At 68.8% G+C, this 16,481-nt stretch carries 16 protein-coding genes and 1 pseudogene; 7 read left to right on the forward strand and 10 right to left on the reverse strand.

Going from position 1 to position 16,481, the window contains the following annotated elements; all coding sequences use genetic code 11:
* Entirely contained in the window at positions 1-750 is a 750-nt protein-coding gene (locus CYU59_RS18855; protein ID WP_293001438.1) for an NUDIX hydrolase, read from the reverse strand.
* Between the two features lie 87 nt (positions 751-837).
* Between CYU59_RS18855 and CYU59_RS18860 the strand changes: the two genes are divergently transcribed.
* Genes CYU59_RS18860 through mbtN form a run of 5 tightly spaced genes read left to right on the forward strand, consistent with a single transcriptional unit; the run spans position 838 to position 5,869 of the window.
* Positions 838-2,280 carry a CCA tRNA nucleotidyltransferase gene (locus CYU59_RS18860; protein WP_293001440.1) on the forward strand — a complete coding sequence of 481 codons (1,443 nt, stop codon included), beginning with the start codon at positions 838-840 and terminating at the stop codon, positions 2,278-2,280.
* 24 nt (positions 2,281-2,304) lie between these two features.
* Positions 2,305-2,841, forward strand: coding sequence for a pullulanase (locus tag CYU59_RS18865; protein WP_293001442.1), 537 nt, complete (start codon positions 2,305-2,307; stop codon positions 2,839-2,841).
* 39 nt (positions 2,842-2,880) lie between these two features.
* A complete protein-coding gene (locus tag CYU59_RS18870; protein WP_293001444.1) occupies positions 2,881-3,147 on the forward strand; it encodes an acyl carrier protein in 267 nt (88 codons plus the stop codon).
* Positions 3,144-4,721 carry a long-chain-fatty acid--ACP ligase MbtM gene (mbtM, locus tag CYU59_RS18875; RefSeq protein WP_293001446.1) on the forward strand — a complete coding sequence of 526 codons (1,578 nt, stop codon included), beginning with the start codon at positions 3,144-3,146 and terminating at the stop codon, positions 4,719-4,721. Before CYU59_RS18870 ends, mbtM begins: the two co-directional genes overlap by 4 nt.
* Positions 4,718-5,869, forward strand: coding sequence for a mycobactin biosynthesis acyl-ACP dehydrogenase MbtN (mbtN, locus tag CYU59_RS18880; protein ID WP_293001448.1), 1,152 nt, complete (start codon positions 4,718-4,720; stop codon positions 5,867-5,869). The genes mbtM and mbtN overlap by 4 nt, the downstream gene beginning before the upstream one ends.
* Before the next feature lie 101 nt (positions 5,870-5,970).
* On the opposite strand, the gene CYU59_RS18885 is transcribed toward mbtN, so the two are convergent.
* From CYU59_RS18885 to CYU59_RS18895, 3 genes are all read right to left on the reverse strand, one after another.
* On the reverse strand, positions 5,971-6,588 hold the full coding sequence (locus CYU59_RS18885) for a GNAT family N-acetyltransferase (RefSeq protein WP_293001450.1): 618 nt from the start codon (positions 6,586-6,588) through the stop codon (positions 5,971-5,973).
* Positions 6,589-6,775: 187 nt separating this feature from the next.
* On the reverse strand, positions 6,776-7,549 hold the full coding sequence (locus tag CYU59_RS18890; RefSeq protein WP_293001452.1) for a TIGR03084 family metal-binding protein: 774 nt from the start codon (positions 7,547-7,549) through the stop codon (positions 6,776-6,778).
* A gap of 9 nt (positions 7,550-7,558) precedes the next feature.
* Positions 7,559-8,836 (reverse strand): MFS transporter, encoded by a 1,278-nt coding sequence (locus tag CYU59_RS18895; RefSeq protein WP_293001454.1) that lies wholly within the window; start codon positions 8,834-8,836, stop codon positions 7,559-7,561.
* 144 nt (positions 8,837-8,980) lie between these two features.
* On the opposite strand from CYU59_RS18895, the gene CYU59_RS18900 reads away from it, so the two are divergent.
* Positions 8,981-9,586, forward strand: a complete 606-nt coding sequence (locus CYU59_RS18900; RefSeq protein ID WP_293001457.1) for a YqgE/AlgH family protein — start codon at positions 8,981-8,983, stop codon at positions 9,584-9,586.
* Position 9,587: 1 nt separating this feature from the next.
* Here CYU59_RS18900 and CYU59_RS18905 read toward each other — a convergent pair whose 3' ends face one another.
* Genes CYU59_RS18905 through CYU59_RS18915 form a run of 3 tightly spaced genes read right to left on the reverse strand, consistent with a single transcriptional unit; the run spans position 9,588 to position 11,981 of the window.
* Entirely contained in the window at positions 9,588-10,583 is a 996-nt protein-coding gene (locus tag CYU59_RS18905; protein WP_293001479.1) for a bile acid:sodium symporter family protein, read from the reverse strand.
* 15 nt (positions 10,584-10,598) lie between these two features.
* A complete protein-coding gene (locus tag CYU59_RS18910; protein WP_293001459.1) occupies positions 10,599-10,940 on the reverse strand; it encodes a hypothetical protein in 342 nt (113 codons plus the stop codon).
* A 45-nt stretch (positions 10,941-10,985) separates the two neighbouring features.
* Positions 10,986-11,981, reverse strand: coding sequence for an LpqN/LpqT family lipoprotein (locus CYU59_RS18915; protein ID WP_293001461.1), 996 nt, complete (start codon positions 11,979-11,981; stop codon positions 10,986-10,988).
* A 182-nt stretch (positions 11,982-12,163) separates the two neighbouring features.
* On the opposite strand from CYU59_RS18915, the gene leuS reads away from it, so the two are divergent.
* Entirely contained in the window at positions 12,164-15,025 is a 2,862-nt protein-coding gene (gene leuS / locus CYU59_RS18920) for a leucine--tRNA ligase (RefSeq protein WP_293001482.1), read from the forward strand.
* 64 nt (positions 15,026-15,089) lie between these two features.
* Here leuS and CYU59_RS18925 read toward each other — a convergent pair whose 3' ends face one another.
* From CYU59_RS18925 to CYU59_RS18935, 3 genes and pseudogenes are all read right to left on the reverse strand, one after another.
* The gene (locus CYU59_RS18925) at positions 15,090-15,755 is read right to left on the reverse strand and encodes an SDR family oxidoreductase (protein WP_293001464.1); all 666 of its coding nucleotides are present in this window, start codon (positions 15,753-15,755) and stop codon (positions 15,090-15,092) included.
* A gap of 56 nt (positions 15,756-15,811) precedes the next feature.
* Positions 15,812-16,321 (reverse strand): MarR family transcriptional regulator, encoded by a 510-nt coding sequence (locus CYU59_RS18930; protein WP_293001466.1) that lies wholly within the window; start codon positions 16,319-16,321, stop codon positions 15,812-15,814.
* Between the two features lie 54 nt (positions 16,322-16,375).
* Positions 16,376-16,481, reverse strand: a pseudogene (locus CYU59_RS18935) (peptide ABC transporter ATP-binding protein); the annotation flags it as partial.

Genomic DNA, 16,481 nt, shown 5'->3' on the forward strand with positions numbered 1-16,481 from the left:
TTACGGCGCGGGACCGCGACCGTTGTTTCGGCCCCGGACGGGCTCGTCGGCCCGGCGGACGCGGGTACGTGAGTGGGTCTGCGGTCGTCGCCGCGGTGTGCTGGGCGGCAACGGCGGAAGCGCGGCCGGACCGTCGCTCTGCAGTTTGTCGATCAGCTCGTCGGCCACCTCGGCCAGTTTGCGCTCGTCGGCGTAGGCCAGTCGGGACGGCAGCTCGGGGATCGGCACCCACGCCACCTCGGCGACCTCGACGTCCTCGTCGGACAGCTCACCGCCGGAGAAACGCATCAGGTAATGATGAACGGTCTTGTGCACCCGCCGTCCGTCGGTGACGAACCAGTAGTCGATGCGGCCCAGCGCTGCCAGGACGCTGCCCTGAATCCCGGTCTCCTCGGCCACTTCCCGGATCGCGGTCTGTTCTGCGGTCTCGCCCTGTTCGATGTGACCCTTGGGCAGCGACCACAACATCCGGCCCCGCCGGTCGACCCGTCCGATCAGTGCCGCCAGCTGTTCCTCCCGGGGGCGATCGATGTTGTCGATCACCAGCCCGCCCGCCGAAGTCTCGTGCACCGTGCGCAGCCGCTCGGCAGAGCGACGCGCGGGACGGCGCGGTCCGGATTTCGCGGGTGTGGCGGGCGCGGACGCTGCCGCCGCCTCGTTGCTGGATGTGGCTTCGCCGGATCCTGCCGAGCGCCGACCGCGGCGCCTTCCCCGGCGCCGACGCGGTTGCGGATTTTCGCCGTCGGACACCTAAGCGATGGTAGCTGGCGTGCTGAGACGCTCTGGGCACACTCGCCGGTAGTGAGCTGCGGGATCAGGCCGGACTATCCTCGCTCCGTGCCCGAAGAGCCCCAGGACGCCGAGCTGTTGGCCGCCGCCCAGGTGGCGTTGAACGGCCACGCCAAAATCCTGCGCCAGCTCGGCGCGCTGTTCGCCGACGCCGGTCACGAGCTCCACCTGGTCGGCGGTTCGGTGCGCGACGCCGTGCTGCAACGGCTGAGCAACGACCTGGACTTCGCCACCGACGCGCGCCCCGAGCAGCTGCAGAAGTTGCTGCGGCCGTGGGCCGACGCGCTGTGGGACACCGGGATCGAATTCGGCACCGTCGGCGCCGAGAAGCACGGTCAGCGCCTGGAGATCACCACGTTCCGGGCCGACCGCTACGACGGCGTTTCACGCAACCCGCAGGTCCGCTTCGGCGACTCCCTCGACGACGACCTGGTGCGCCGCGACTTCACCGTCAACGCGATGGCGGTACGCGTAACAGCCTCTGGCGCAGCCGAATTCGTCGATCCGCTGGGTGGTTTGGCCGCATTGCGGGCCCGGGTGCTGGACACCCCGGCAGCTCCGTCGGTGTCCTTCGGCGACGACCCGCTGCGGATGCTGCGTGCCGCACGGTTCGTCTCGCAACTCGGTTTCAGCGTGGCCCCGCGGGTGCTCGAGGCCATCCTCGACATGGCCCCGCAGCTCGAGCGGATCACCGTCGAACGGGTCGCGGCTGAGTTGGACAAACTCCTCCTCGGCGCCGACCCGGTGGCCGGCATCGACCTGATGGTGCAGACCGGGATGGGCGACGTGGTGTTGCCCGACGTGGGTGGCATGCGGATGGCCATCGACGAACATCACCAGCACAAGGACGTCTACGAGCATTCGCTCACCGTGCTGCGGCAGGCGGTCGCGCTCGAGGACGACGGGCCCGATCTCGTTTTGCGCTGGGCGGCGTTGCTGCACGACATCGGCAAGCCCGCGACGCGTAAGCACGAGTCCGACGGCGGGGTCAGTTTTCACCACCACGAGGTGGTCGGGGCCAAGATGACCCGAAAACGGTTGCGCGCGTTGAAGTATTCGAAGCAGTTGATCGACGACGTGTCGCAGCTGGTGTATCTGCATCTGCGGTTTCACGGCTACGGCGGGGGCAAGTGGTCGGACTCGGCGGTGCGCCGCTACGTCACCGATGCGGGCCCCCTGTTGCCGCGGCTGCACAAGCTGGTTCGGGCCGACTGCACCACGCGCAACAAGCGCCGCGCGGCCCGGCTGCAGGCCAACTATGACGATCTGGAAGCCCGGATCGCCGAGCTGGCCGCCAAGGAAGACCTGCAGCGGGTGCGCCCGGACCTCGACGGCAACGAGATCATGCAATTGCTCGGCATCCCGGCCGGCCCGCAGGTGGGGGAGGCGTGGCGGTACCTCAAGGAGTTGCGGCTGGACCGCGGGCCGCTCTCCCGCGAGGAGGCGATCGCCGAACTGACGGCGTGGTGGCAGGCACGCGGGAACCCGTGACCCCGCCACGTCGTCGGATCAGTCATGGAGTACTGCCTGAGCGCTGGTGACGGCGCAGCCAATATGTGGAACCACGGGCCGGATCTCGACCTCGACGGCGACGGTCGGCTCGACGCGGTCGGCTTGGATCTTGACCACGACGGGCTGGCCGACGATGCGCTGGCCGACCTGGACGGCGACGGGATCGCCGATCACGCCGTGCTCGACCTCGGAGATGTCAGCGGCACCGGCGAACGCTGGTTCACCGACGACGGCACCGGCATCTGGGGTGTCGCCGCCGAACGGCCTACGCGCCCGGCGTCCGGCCTGCGCTGGTTCGGACTCGACGGTGTCGAGCACACCGGCAAGCCGCTGAGCGAGTTCGGTGACGACGTGCCCGGCGGGGTGAGGCTGGTGGACAGCGACGGCAACGGCCTGGCCGACCGCGCGCTGGTTGCCGGTGCCGACGGGGTGACCGGTTACGTCGACACCGACGGCGACGGCCGCTGGGACGTCAAGCTCACCGACACCGACGGGGACGGCTCCGCCGACGCGGCCAGCCCGCTGACGCCCAAAACGTAGGTCCCTGTGCGCTGGGGCCGCCCGGTACTGTGACGGCCCATGACCGCCGATTTGTCGCGCCCGGATTCGGTAGGCGCAGCTCTGACCGAGATCCTCCGCGATGACCTCAACATCGACGTCAGCCGGGTGACCCCGGAGTCGCGGCTGGTGGATGATGTCGGCCTGGACTCGGTGGCGTTCGCGGTGGGCATGGTCGCGATCGAGGACAAGCTCGGCGTGGTGGTCAACGAGCAGGAACTGTTGGGTTGCGACACGGTCGGCGACCTCGAGAACGTCATCCGGGCAAAGGTCCCGGTCGACCGGTGAGCGTGCTGGCCACCGCCCTGTCCAGGGCGATGCGCACCTCAGCTCACGACCTGGTGGTCTTCGACAAAGAGGCCGACGACTGGACTCGGCGGCCCTGGTCGCAGGTCCACGCCCGCGCGGAGGGCATCGCGGCCCGGATCCTCGATCAGCCGGCCGGCGCGGTCGGCCTGGTCGGCGAACCGACCGCAGACTTCGTCGCGGCCATCCACGCCACTTGGCTCACCGGTCAGAGCCTGTCGATCCTGCCCGGCCCGGTGCGCGGCGCCGACCCACAACGGTGGGCCCAGGCCACCCTGACGCGCTTCGCCGCCATCGGGGTGCGCACGGTGATCACTCACGGCGACGAACTCGCGCTGCTGCAAGGCCACGAGGGCGGGCCGACGGTCGTCGACCTCACCACCGTCGCGCATGAACCGTCGATTAGCTTCACGCCCGTCGAGGCCGCGCCCGGAGTACCGGCGATCCTGCAGGGCACCGCCGGCTCGACCGGTAGCCCGAAGACCGCGCAGTTGTCTCCCGAGGCGGTCCTGAACAACGTCAACGGCCTGCTGACCCGCATCGGTGTCGACCCGGCGGTAGACGGCGGCTGCACCTGGCTGCCGCTCTACCACGACATGGGCCTGACGTTTCTGCTCAGTGGCGCGGTAGGCGGGACGCCGGTCTGGCTGGCCCCGACGTCGGCGTTCACCGCGTCGCCGTTCCGGTGGCTGCGCTGGCTCAGCGAAAGCGGGATGTCGCTGTCCGCCGCGCCCAACATGGCCTACAGCATGATCGGCAAGTACGCCCGGCTGGTGTCCGATGTGGATCTCGGACGGGTGCGCTTCACCATCAACGGGGGAGAGCCGGTCGACTGCGCGGGTATGGAGCGGTTCGCGGAAGCGTTGCAGCCCTTCGGTTTCAACGCCGGCGCGTTGGCCCCGTCCTACGGGCTGGCCGAGTCCACCTGCGCGGTGACGACCCCGCCGCCGGGGCGAGGTCTGCGGTATGACGAAATCGATTCCGGCACAACTGAACCGCAGCGGCATGCCTGCCTGGGCGAGCCGATCGACGGCATGGAGATCCGGGTCAACCCGGAGTCCGGGCATTCCGCGGAAGTGCCGGGCCGCGACGTCGGCGAGATCGAAATCCGTGGCACGTCGATGTTCTCCGGGTATCTCGGCGACACCCCGGTACAACCCGGCGCCTGGTTCCCGACGGGAGACCTCGGTTACCTCACCGACGACGGGCTGGTCGTGTGCGGGCGGGCCAAGGAGATCATCACCGTCGCCGGGCGCAACGTCTTTCCCGCCGAGATCGAACGGGTCGCCGCCGAGATCCGCGGCGTGCGTGAGGGAGCGGTGGTCGCAGTCGGCACCGACGACGACGCCACCCGGCCCGGTCTGGTGATCACCGCCGAATTCCGCGGACCCGACGAGGCCGGTGCCCGCAGCGAGCTGGTCGCCAAGGTGGCCTCCGAGTGCGGCATCGTGCCGGCCAACGTGGTGTTCGTCCGCCCGGGAACGCTGCCGCGCACCTCGTCGGGAAAGCTGCGGCGCCTCGAGGTCAAGCGCAACCTGGCGGCGGCCACCACATGACCGACGCGCTGAGTCTCGACGAATACCGGGCCTTGCTCGACGACGTGTTCAACGACGACGTCCTCAAGTGGACTGCGGAAGCCGAAGAGAGCGAACGGTTTCCGCGCAAGCTGATCGAACACCTGGGGCAGCGTGGCGTGTTCGAGCAGAAGTGGCTGGGTGGCCAGCACCCCGACGTGGCCAAGCTCGTCGCGCTGGCGATCGCGCTCGGAAAGCTCGGCTCGGCGGGTATCGGCGTCGGCGTCAGCTTGCACGACTCGGCCATCGCCATCCTGCGCCGCTTCGCCCGGTCGGATCATCTCAAGGACATCTGCGAGCAGGCGATCCGCGGCGAAGCGGTGCTGTGCATCGGCGCATCCGAAGAATCCGGCGGCTCGGACCTGCAGATCGTCGAGACCGAAGTCCGTTCTGTCCGAGACGGATTCGAAGTCAAAGGGATAAAGAAGTACGTCTCGCTGTCGCCGGTGGCCGACTACATCATGGTGGTCGGCCGCGGGGTGGACGACAACTCGACCTCCCGGCACGGCAACGTGCTGCTGATCGCGGTGCCGACCGAGCAGACCGAGATCCAGGCGCCGTACCGCAAGGTCGGCGCCGGTCCGCTGGACACCGCCGCGGTGCACATCGACACCTGGGTGCCCGCCGACGCGCTGATCGCCCGCCCCGGAACGGGTTTGGCGGCGATCTCCTGGGGACTGGCCCACGAGCGGATGTCGATCGCCGGCCAGGTCGCCGGCGGCTGCCAGCGGGTGCTCGGCATCACCCACGCCCGGATGGTCGAGCGCCGACAGTTCGGCTCGACGCTGTTCGAACATCAGGCGTTGCGGTTGCGGCTGGCCGACCTGCAGGCCCGCGTCGACCTACTGCGCCACGGGCTCACCGGAATTGCCGCCGAGGGCAAACTCGACCTGCGTTCGGCCGCGGCTGTCAAGGTCACCGCCGCGCGTCTCGGCGAAGAGGTGCTGTCGGAATGCATGCACATCTTCGGCGGTTCCGGCTACCTGGTCGAGGAGACGCCGCTGGGACGTTGGTGGCGGGACATGAAGCTGGCCCGGGTCGGCGGCGGCACCGACGAGGTGCTGTGGGAATTGGTCGCTGCGGCAATGAAACCCGACTTCGACGGCTACCACGAGCTGCGCGGCGACTAGCTTGCTTTTGCGTCGAGCTTTTAGCGTCGAGATCGACGGCAGCGCGGAGAAGTGCGAGTAGCGACCACGCTCGCGTCGATCTCGCGTGCCGACCCAGGCGACTAGCGGGCCTTTGGAATGTCGTCGGGGGTGCGTGGCAGCGCGTACAACGCCATCCGGCGGTTGCTCATGTCGTGTTCGCCGAGGAACGTGCAGCCGGCATACTCGCAGAGTCGGCGCGCGGACGTGTTGCGGTGGTCCGGGTCGAACATGATTCGGCGACAACGGGATTCGACCTCGAAGACGCTCGCGACGACGCGAGGCAACAGGAACGGGCCGAGGCCCTTGTTGACGATCGACAGCTCGGCGATCGCGGCGTGCAGTCCGACGTCGTAGGGGTCGGCGTCGTAGCGGGTGGCGATGGAATCCTTTGCGGCCCGGTACACCTCGACGTAGCCGCTGTCCTCGCCGTTCATGCTGCCGACGAACGGCCGCGAGTAGGCACCGGCGACCTGGGCGTGCAGATAGTCACGCCAGCGCGGCACCGGCCAGTCGGATTCCCACGCCTCGACCAGGTGCGGCATGTTCATCCACCGCGCGATCATCTCCGCGTCGGCATCGGGGTCCGCGGGCCGTAACGCGTAGGGATCGGCCAGCACCGGTGTCGGCGGTGGGGGAGCGGCGCGGACCTCGTCGCTGATGTCGGTCAGCTCCCGCGGCAGGACGAATAGGGCGCTCATTTCGAGAGCAGAGCCTACCGGAAATAAGGTTAGGGTTACCTGGCCCGTTGGGGCTACGCGCTCACCGACGTTCGCGCTAGCGCTCATCGACCTCCGCTCGGTGTATGCGGCGGAGCCTCTCTTCGCGCTACGCGCTCATCGACCTCCGCTCGGTGTATGCGGCGGAGCCTCTCTTCGCGCTGCGCGCTCATCGACCTCCGCCGGGAGGACCCGCGAAGGCCTGCGCGATCGGCAGCCACCGCGCCGCATCCTCACCGGCCGCGGTGATGTCCAGTTCGCGCAGCGGGCGGCGCTGGGTGACCAGAAAGCAGAAATCCTCGGCGGAACCGGTGACTCGCTGCGCGGCATCGGCCGGACCCCAGGTCCAGGTGTCGCCGTCGGGTGCACGCAGCTCCACCCGGAACGCTTCCCCGGGCGGCGTCAGCTCGTTGATCGCGAAGGCGAAATCGCGGGTGCGCACCCCGATGTGGGCGATCGACTTCAGGCGCGCGGTCGGGGGACGGGCGACACCCAGCGCGTCGGCGACGTCGAGGCCATGGGCCCAGGTCTCCATCAACCGGGCGGTCGCCATCGACGGCCCACTCATCGGCGGGCCGAACCACGGCAGTTTGCGTCCGTCGGCCACGGTCAGCAGCGCATCGTGCAACTGCGACCTTGTCGCCCGCCACTCGACGAGCAACTCGGCGGGCGGGACCGCGGCCAATTCGTCGGCGGCGGTGTTGACGAAGCCGATCGGGTCGTCCAGCGCCTGCTTGATCACGTCGGCGAAACCGTCCGAGTCGGTCACCGAGACCAGCGCCCCACGATCGGTCCACAGCAGATGCCCGATCTGGTGGGCGATCGTCCATCCCGCGGCCGGCGTCGGCGCCGCCCAACGGTCGTCGGCCAGACCCGCGACCAGCGCGTCCAGCTCGTCGCTCTCGGCGCGCAGGTCGTCGACTAGCTGCGAAAGGTCGGCCATCTGCGTACCTTAACGATTCGCCGCCCGCCCGACGACACTGTGCGCCACCAGACCACCCAGGTAGACGACACCGCCCGCCACCACCAGCGCGGGGGCATGGCCGTCGGCGGGAGTGAAGCAGGCCGCCGCGGTGATCGCCGTCAGGAACGCCACCCAGAACAGCGAATCCTGGACGGCGAACACATGTCCGCGCAGCGCGTCGTCGACGTCGATCTGGATCGCGGTGTCGGCGCACAGCTTGATCACCTGGCCGAGACCGCCGAGCAGGAAGCCGCCCGGCACCAGTACCCACAGGTGCAGGCCGACCCCGACGAGCTCGACGACGGCGGCGATCGCCAGCGCGCCGTTGACGGTGGCGTAGCGGCCCCACCGCCGCACGGCCGGCGGCGTGACCACGTTCGCCAGGAAGGATCCGAACCCGGCCGCGGCGACGAACAGCATCGCGTCGCCGAGCGCTGTCACCGCGGCCGCATTGTGGCCGCGTACCAGCAGCAGCACCAGCAGCGAGTTGATGCCGAACACCATCCGGTGCGCGGCCAGGGCGGCCAGCGTGGCCGTCACAGTCGGACGATCCAGTACCGTCCGCACACCGTGCAGCCAGCCGGTGACGACGGCGTAGGCGACCGAGCCGTGGATCGCGCGACGGGTGTCGTCGGGACCCAGCACGTGGTCGGCGAACCGCAGCGAATACAGCAGCGCGATCGCCAGCGGGATGGCGACCAGGAAGATGACCGATGCGGCGCCGCTGTCCCCGGAGCCGAACAACGCGCGTGGCACCAGCATGAAGTTGGCCCCCAGGAAGGCCGCGACCGCGCCGATCGCCGACGCCACCGAGTTCATCGTGACGACCTGCTCGCGCGGCACCACATGCGGCAGCGCCGCGGAGAGTCCCGACGCGACGAAACGGGCCAGGCCGTTGACGATCAGTGCGCCGCACAGCACGAACACGTCGCGAGCGCCCAGCGCCAGGCAGATGCCGACGATGCCCACCGACACCAACCGGCCGATATTGGCCGACACCAAGACCAGCCGACGGTCCCAGCGGTCCATCAGCGCGCCCGCGAACGGGCCCAGCAGCGAATACGGCAGAAACAGGACCGCGAACGCGCCCGCGATGGCCAGCGGGCTCGAGGCGCGTTCGGGATTGAACAGCAGCGCTCCTGCCAGGCCGGCCTGGAAGAGTCCGTCGCCGAATTGGCTCGCGACCCGCAGTTTGAGCAGCCGCTTGAAGTCGGGCAGCGCGCGCACCGAACGCCAGACGGCCACCGGCGCACGCGGAGGAGTCACGGAACCTGCTTCCCAATGGAGCCCGGCGGTTACGGGCCGGTGGCTGTGGACCGAATATCGGGCGCCGGTTACAAGCCTACAAATTCTCGACCGCTGCGGCTCCGGTTGACGACAGCTGTCGAACCCGGATGCCATGATGGACAAGTGGCGCAGCCCGAAGACCCGGAGGATTTCATCGCCCCCGCCGCACATCGAGTGCGGGCGGGGACGTTGCTTCTGGCCAACACGGATCTGCTCGAGCCCACGTTCCGGCGCAGCGTGATCTACATCGTCGAGCACAACGACGGCGGAACCCTGGGCGTGGTGCTCAATCGGCCCAGCGAGACCGCGGTCTACAACGTGCTGCCGCAGTGGGCCAAGCTGGCGTCCAAGCCGAAGACGATGTTCATCGGTGGGCCGGTCAAGCGGGACGCCGCGCTCTGCCTTGCGGTGTTACGGGTCGGCGCCGTCGGCGAGGAGATCCCCGGATTGCGTCACGTGGCCGGCCGGATGGCGATGGTCGACCTGGACGCCGACCCCGAGGTGATCGCGCCGGCGGTGGAGGGTGTCCGCATTTTCGCCGGCTACTCCGGCTGGACCATCGGCCAGCTCGAAGGCGAGATCGAGCGCGACGACTGGATTGTGTTGTCGGCGTTGCCCTCTGACGTTCTGGTCGAGCCGCGGGTGGACCTGTGGGGCCGGGTGCTTCGGCGCCAGCCGCAGCCGTTGTCGATGCTGGCAACCCACCCGATCGACGTCAGCCGCAACTAGCTCAGGCAGTCGCGGCGGCGGGTTCGTCGTCGAGGGCGTCGCGGGAGAATCTGCTCGCGATCACCGAGCACACGATCAGCTGGATCTGGTGAAAGATCATCAGCGGCAACATGATCACACCGACGGTCGCGGCCGGGAAGAACACCAGCGCCATCGGAAGCCCGGACGCCAGACTCTTTTTCGAGCCGCAGAACAGCAACACGATGCTGTCGCCGCGATCCAGGCCGACCACTCGACCGGCGAACCAGGTGAGAGTCAGCACCAGCGCCAGCAGGAGTGCGTTGATGACGGCGACGATCAGCAGTTTCCACGGGTCCACGCTGGCCCAGATGTGCTCGACCATCCCCATCGAGAACGCGGTGTAGACGACCAGCAGGATCGATCCCCGGTCGACGATCTTGGTCAGCGCGGCGTGCCGGACCACCCAGTCGGCGATCCACGGCCGCATCAGCTGACCCGCCACGAACGGCAGGAGCAGTTGCACCAGCACATCCCGCACCGCGGTGGCGTCCATCCGGGCCCCACCGCTGGTGTTCATCAGCAGCACGACCAGCAATGGCGTCAGCGCGATCCCGACGATGTTGGACAATGACGCGCTGACCAGCGCTGCCGAAACGTTGCCCCGCGCAATCGAGGTGAACGCGATCGAGGACTGCACGGTCGACGGGACCAGGCACAAGAACAGCAATCCGTTGTACAGGTCCTGGTTCAGCAGCCAGGGCACCAATCCACGGCACGCCAGCCCGAGCAGCGGGAAGACGACGAAGGTGGTGGCCAGCACCAGCAGGTGCAGTTGCCAGCGCTTCACGCCCTGCCAGGCCTGCTGCGGCGAGAGCCGAGCGCCGTACAGCCAAAAGAGAAGCGCGATAACGACTTTGGCGGCCACCGATATAAAGTCGGCGAACTCGCCGCGGGCCGGGAACAGTGCCGCCAGCGCGACCGTGACGGCCATGGCCAGCAGGAAAGTGTCGATCGGCAGCGCCGACAGCTTCTTCAACACGAGGGCCGCCGGTCAGTGGCAGGTCAGCGCGCAGCCGGCACAGGTGCCGCCGCAACCAGCCGGCGCCGCTTCCTGGCGCAGCGCGTAGCGGGCGGTCTGATACGACCCGGCCACGACGGTTCCGATCGCGCCGACAATGCAGACACAGACCACGGTCAACGCGGTGGCCCGCGGCGCGGCCACGGCCACAGCTCCGGCGGCGGCCAGCATGGTCGCGGCTGCCAGCTGCGGCGGGGCCACTGAACGCATCATGAGTCCGGTGGTGCCGGTGACGGCGGGACGGGTCAGCGACCGCAGTCCCAGGACGGCCAGGACTCCGGCGACGCAGGCGCACAGCACACCCGTGATGAGCATGGGGACACCATACGAGGCGTCCGGAGTCGGTGCAGCGCCCGGTTGTCAGTGAGCCAGGGCCTGCGGCGGCACGGCGGCCGGGGCCGGAATGGCCGGGGGCGCGGGGGCGGGTTGCGGTGCCGGGGCGGCTTGCGGGGCCGCGGCAGCCGGTGCCGGCGGGGCGGCGTGGCTGGATCCGGGCGGTCCGGCCCGGAAGCCGTTGACGATCCCGTCGGTGGCCTGCGCCTCGCCGACGGTCGCTCCGGCCTCGGTGGTGACCGCCAGCGAGACCAGGTATTTGTCGGGTCCGGAGGTGACGATGACGTGGCGCCGCGAGGTGTTCAGCGTCATCTCGTTCTGCCGGTAGGTGCCCTCGATGATCGACGACGCACACCCGTTGTAGTCGGCCAGCGAGGCGTTGGTGGGACGCCAGACGGGCAGCTGCTGGCTCTCGACGTAGCCGTGCGAGATCGCCTCATGCGGATCGAAATCCCCGACCAGCCGGTAGACCACGAGCTGGGCGTTCGGGGTGTAAAGGCTCGGGCTGCGGCGGTTGGCGGTCACGACGAATGCGTCGGGCACGTTCGGGTCGGGCACCTGGGTCCAGCCCTGCGGCATCGGCAGCACGAGGTCGAGCGCGCTGAATCCAGGCGCCTTCTGCGGCTCCATGGTGACGCCCTTGCTGGTGAAGAAGTCGCGCAAGGTCCCGGTCGGGGCGGGCATCAGGGCCGGCGGGACCGCTGCCTGCGGCGCGGGTGCGGGTGCTCCGGGAACTCCTCCGGGGACTCCGACGGGAACTCCTCCGGGGACTCCGACGGGGACTCCGGCGGCAACCGGGGGGATCGGAGCCGCTTGCGGCGCCATGCCCGGCATCACGTTGCCGAGAGCTCCGGGGGTCGCGGCGATCGGCTGCGGGGCCGGGGCCGGGATCGGCGCGGGGACGGGTCGGGGCGGGAAGACCGGGTCGGCGGACGCGGTGGGTGCGGCGAGGCTCAACACGCCGGCGGCGCCGACGGCCAGACCCGCGACCGTTGCTCGCCAGCTACGGGAGAAGTGCTTCATTGGGGTCGGTCCTTCCGAGATTGCCCGGGTGAGAGTCGCAGAAAGTGACTGTAACCAGGGATAAGTAGCCCCAACCAGCACCGGGATCGACCTGCAACAGACCTGGGATAAACCCCTGACCGGTCCGCAACGAAACCGAGACCGTCGGTGGTCGGCGGGTCGCTCGACGTCGTCCTTATAACCTGTTGGGCGTGACCGACTCCGACCCCGACGCGCCGCGGTACCGCTACACCGCGGACCTGGCGGGCCGCATCGAACAGACCTGGCAGGACACCTGGGCCCGGCTGGGGACCTTCAACGTGCCCAACCCGGTCGGCTCGCTGGCGCCGACGGACGGCACGGACCTCTCGCAGGCACCCAACTCCAAGATGTTCGTTCAGGACATGTTCCCCTACCCGTCCGGTGAGGGCCTGCACGTCGGCCACCCGCTCGGCTACATCGCCACCGACGTCTACGCCCGCTATTTCCGGATGCTGGGCCGTAATGTGCTGCACGCCTTGGGCTTCGATGCTTTCGGACTGCCCGCCGAGCAGTACGCCGTGCAGACCGGGACCCATCCGCGCACCCGCACCGAAGCCAACATCGTCAACTTCCGGCGGCAGCTGGGCCGCTTGGGCTTCGGGCACGACAGCCGGCGCAGCTTCTCCACCACCGACGTCGACTTCTACAAGTGGACCCAGTGGATCTTCCTGCAGATCTACAACGCGTGGTTCGACGCCGCCGTCGGCAAGGCACGCCCGATCGCCGAGCTGGTCGCCGAGTTCGATTCCGGTGCACGCCAACTCGACGACGGCCGGGTGTGGGCATCGCTGTCGGCGGGCGAACGCGCGGATGTGATCGATGGTCACCGATTGGTCTACCAGTCCGACTCGATGGTCAACTGGTGCCCGGGCCTGGGTACCGTGCTGGCCAACGAAGAGGTCACCGCCGACGGCCGCAGCGAGCGGGGCAACTTCCCGGTGTTCCGGAAACGGCTGCGGCAGTGGATGATGCGGATCACCGCCTACTCTGACCGACTGCTCGACGACCTCGTTGCGCTGGACTGGCCGGAGAAGGTCAAGACCATGCAGCGCAACTGGATCGGCCGGTCCACCGGCGCTGCCGCGCTGTTCTCGTCGCAGGCCGGCGATCTCGAAGTGTTCACCACCCGGCCCGACACCCTGTTCGGCGCAACCTATTTGGTGCTGGCGCCCGAACACGAACTGGTCGACCGGCTGGTCACCGCGCAGTGGCCGGACGGGGTTGACCCGCACTGGACCTACGGCGCCGACACCCCGCTGCAGGCCGTGGCCGCCTACCGGCAGGCGATCGCCGCGAAGTCCGACCTGGAGCGCCAGGAGAACAAGACCAAGACCGGTGTGTTCCTGGGCGCGTACGCGACCAACCCGGCCAACGGCGAACAGGTCCCGGTGTTCATCGCCGACTACGTGCTGGCCGGCTACGGCACCGGGGCCATCATGGCGGTGCCCGGCCACGACCAGCGGGACTGGGAGTTCGCTCAGGAGTTCGGCCTGCCGATCGTCGAAGTCATTGCCGGCGGCGATGTTTCGCTCGGCGCGTACTCCGGCGACGGGGTCCTGGTGAATTCGGATTACCTCAACGGCTTCGACGTGGCGGCGGCGAAGCAAGCCATCACCGAGCGGTTGGAATCGGAGGGCCGCGGCCGGGCCCGCATCGAATACAAGCTGCGCGATTGGCTTTTCGCGCGGCAACGTTACTGGGGCGAGCCTTTCCCGATCGTCTACGACTCCGACGGTCGCGCTCATGCGCTGGACGACGCGGCGCTGCCGGTGGAGCTACCTGATGTACGGGACTACGCCCCGGTGCTCTTCGATCCCGACGACGCCGGCAGCGAGCCGTCGCCGCCGCTGGGCAAGGCCACCGAGTGGGTCAACGTCGAGCTGGATCTCGGCGACGGGCTCAAGCCCTACACCCGCGACACCAACGTCATGCCGCAGTGGGCCGGCAGCTCCTGGTATGAGCTGCGCTACACCGATCCGCACAACCCAGACCGGTTCTGCGGCAAGGAGAACGAGGCCTACTGGATGGGCCCGCGGCCGGCCGAGCACGGAGCGGGTGACCCCGGCGGCGTCGACCTCTATGTCGGTGGCGCCGAGCACGCCGTGCTGCACCTGCTGTACTGCCGGTTCTGGCACAAGGTGCTCTACGACTTGGGCCATGTCAGTTCCAGCGAGCCCTATCGCCGGCTGGTCAACCAGGGGTACATCCAAGCCTTCGCCTATACCGATGCCCGCGGCGCCTACGTGACGGCCGCCGACGTCGTCGAGCGCGACGGTGCCTTCTTCTACCCCGGCTCGGACGGGGAGATCGAGGTCTTCCAGGAGTTCGGCAAGATCGGCAAGAGCCTGAAGAACTCGATTTCGCCGGACGAGATGTGCGACGACTACGGTGCCGACACCCTGCGGGTGTACGAGATGTCGATGGGCCCGATCGAGGCCTCCCGGCCCTGGGCCACCAAGGATGTCGTTGGTGCCCAACGCTTCCTGCAGCGGGTGTGGCGGCTGGTGGTCGACGAGAACACCGGTGAGGTCCGCGTCGGTGACGGTGACCTCGACACCGACACGCTGCGGCTGCTGCACCGCACGATCGCCGGGGTGTCGGAAGACTATGCGGCACTGCGCAACAACACCGCGGTGGCCAAGCTGATCGAATACACCAATCACCTGACCAAGCAGCACCGCGACTCGGTGCCGCGCGCCGCGGTCGAGCCGCTGGTGCTGATGCTGGCGCCGGTGGCGCCACACCTCGGCGAGGAACTGTGGCAGCGTCTCGGCCACGCCGATCCGCTTGCGCACGGCCCGTTCCCGGTCGCCGACCCCGCGTATTTGGTCGACGACACCGTGGAGTACCCGGTGCAGGTCAACGGGAAGGTGCGCGGCCGAATCACGGTGTCCACCAACGCAGATCGCGGCGCGGTCGAGGCCGCGGCGCTCGCGGACGAGAAGGTGCAGGCGTTCCTGGCCGGTGGTGAACCGAAGAAGGTCATCGTGGTCCCCGGCAAGATGGTCAACCTGGTCGTCTAGGACGCGAGCCAGAAGCCACGGTCGCGAACGCCGCGAATCCGCAGCCGAGGCTTCTGTTTCGCGGTCAGCGCGGCCGCAGGATCACCTCGTGCAGGTGCCCGTCCGGCGGCGTGGCAACCGCCTGCGCGACCGCGGCGGCGACGGTCTCGGCACGCAGGAACTTCGAGGCGTCGTACTCGCCGCCCTCGTAGGACACCAATTCGTGCTGCATGTCGGTGTCCACGCGACCGGGGTAGACGGTGGTGACCCGAAGATCCGGCTCGCTGAGTCGCAGCGAGTCGGCGAACGCACGCAGCGCGAACTTGCTGGCCGAATACGACGCCATGTTCTCCGACGCCTTGCGACCCGACCCGGAGTTGATGAACAGCACCTGGCCGTCCGCCGCACGCAGCGCCGGCAGCAGGGCCAAGGTAACGGCAACGGCGCCAACGACATTGACCTCGAATGTGGTTCGCCATTCGTCCACGGTCGACTCCGCGATGCGCCCGGGCAGCGACACCCCGGCGTTGTGCACCAGCACGTTGAGTTCACCGATGGCGGCGGTGGCGGCCTGGACGCTGTCGGAGTCCGTCACGTCCAGCGGCAGTGCTGTGGCGCCGAGCCGCTCGGCGGTGGACTGCAGCGCGGGCGAGGGCCGGCCGGCCAGTAGCAGGGTGTGGGTGGGTGCCAGGGCGTCGGCGATGGCAGCGCCGATTCCACGGCTGGCTCCGGTGATCAAGGCGGTCCGCATGTCCGCCAGCTTACGGGCGCCGCGGCTTACCCGGACAACCCAAGTGTGGCAACAGTTTACGAAGTCGCGTCGCCGTTGGCGGAACCCGCGGGAGTGGCCACGGCTTCGCTGGCGGCCAGGCGTTCCAGCGGCGCGAGCGCCTTGGTCAGCGCATCGAGCTCGGGGCCGTTCAGCTGGCTCAGCAGCGAAACCAGCGCGGTGATCCGGTTGCTCAGCGACTCGCGGTGAACCGCCAGGCCGCGTGGTGTGATGTCGACCAGCACGGCACGCAGGTCGGACGGGTCGCGTGAACGCTTGACCAGGCCGACTTTCTCCAGCCGGCGGATCGCCACCGTGGTGGTGGGCGTGCGGACCCGCTCGTGGGCGGCCAAGTCGGTCATCCGGATTGGACCGCGGTCGAGCAGGGTCACCAGAATCGACAGCTGCGCCAGCGTCAGGTCCTGGGCTGTTTCCTTGCCGGCGCTCGGGTCGCCACGACGCAGGATCGAGAACAGCTTGGACAGCGTACGGTGAAGCCCCTCCGCCAGCTCAGTGAGCTCCGGAACGGTGGCTTCAGTTTCCGCCATAGTTCGACAGTCTAACCTGTCCGCACATCAGCGGCCCACAATTGGGTTTTGCTGTCACAGCACCTGCGACAAGAAGCGTTGCAGACGTTCGGTAGCTGCGGCCTCGAAGATCTGCGCCGGCGGCCCGGTCTCCACCACCTGACCGTGATCCATGAACACG

The organism is Mycobacterium sp., assembly GCF_002863225.1.
Classification (GTDB): Bacteria; Actinomycetota; Actinomycetes; order Mycobacteriales; family Mycobacteriaceae; genus Mycobacterium.